Here is an 881-nt window from a genome sequence, read left to right on the forward strand (position 1 = left end):
TTCAAATGACCGACGTCAAACTGTCGAAGTCCTCAGATCGATCCCCGAACGACCCTATTTCCGCACCCTGTTAAAGGTGTATTCGACCAATTCAGCGCAGCTGTGGACGAGGCGCTTGCCGACGTCGTCGGCAAGTTCAACGAGTCCTCCAAGCTCCTCGTCGATGCGGGCAAGAAGGCCGACGAGGAGCTCGACATGCTCTCGTGGGTGTTCGGACAGCGCGCTCTGGTGCCGGACCAGGCCTTCGCCGACGTCCCGGCCGACCAGAAACCGCTTGTGTTCGCTCGTGACCTGGCCTCGCTCACCACGATCTTTCCGGGCCCCAACTCGGTGCTCGCGCTGATGACGCGTGCAGGCATCAAGTCCACGGGCAAGATCAAAGTCGCTGACGCGGTGAACGCTGTTTCGGACGAATGGACGGCCGAGGCTCTGAAGGACCGCAAGCCGTCGCCGGCAACCTCGCCGGTCCACTTCGCGCTGCTCAAGCGACAGGAGACCGGCGCAGGCGACGGCTGGCACGCTGGGTGGGCTGCAATCACTGGCCTCGACATAGCAGCCGCGATGTCGCCGATCGCGCTTGCCGAGCTCTTCTACCGTGAAATCCTCTGGCTTCGTTGAAACATTATGGCCGACACTGAGGTAAGCTGCGCGAACCGCGAATGCCGAATAGCCCAGGACGGAAAGTGCCTCGAGGGCTATGACGATCTGAACGAGTGTCCCTACTACGGAAAGGAGCTGGAGGAGCGGGGCGAAGATGATCAAGCCGATGAACATGCGATCGCGGACGCGTTCGACGGTGTGCATATTGGACTTGTAACGGTTTTGCGCCGGTCACCTGAGCGATTAGAGCTCGCAACAGGAGACCGACGAGATGATCAAGC

At 60.6% G+C, this 881-nt stretch carries 2 protein-coding genes; both read left to right on the forward strand.

Annotated elements, in window-relative coordinates:
• The first annotated feature begins 102 nt into the window (after positions 1-102).
• Entirely contained in the window at positions 103-618 is a 516-nt protein-coding gene (locus tag QHC67_RS18765; RefSeq protein WP_319296682.1) for a GTPase-associated system all-helical protein GASH, read from the forward strand.
• Positions 619-624: 6 nt separating this feature from the next.
• A partial coding sequence (locus QHC67_RS18770) for a hypothetical protein (RefSeq protein WP_319296683.1) occupies positions 625-881 on the forward strand: 257 nt, incomplete at its 3' end.

Source organism: Sphingobium sp., from assembly GCF_033795625.1.
Classification (GTDB): domain Bacteria; phylum Pseudomonadota; class Alphaproteobacteria; order Sphingomonadales; family Sphingomonadaceae; genus Sphingobium.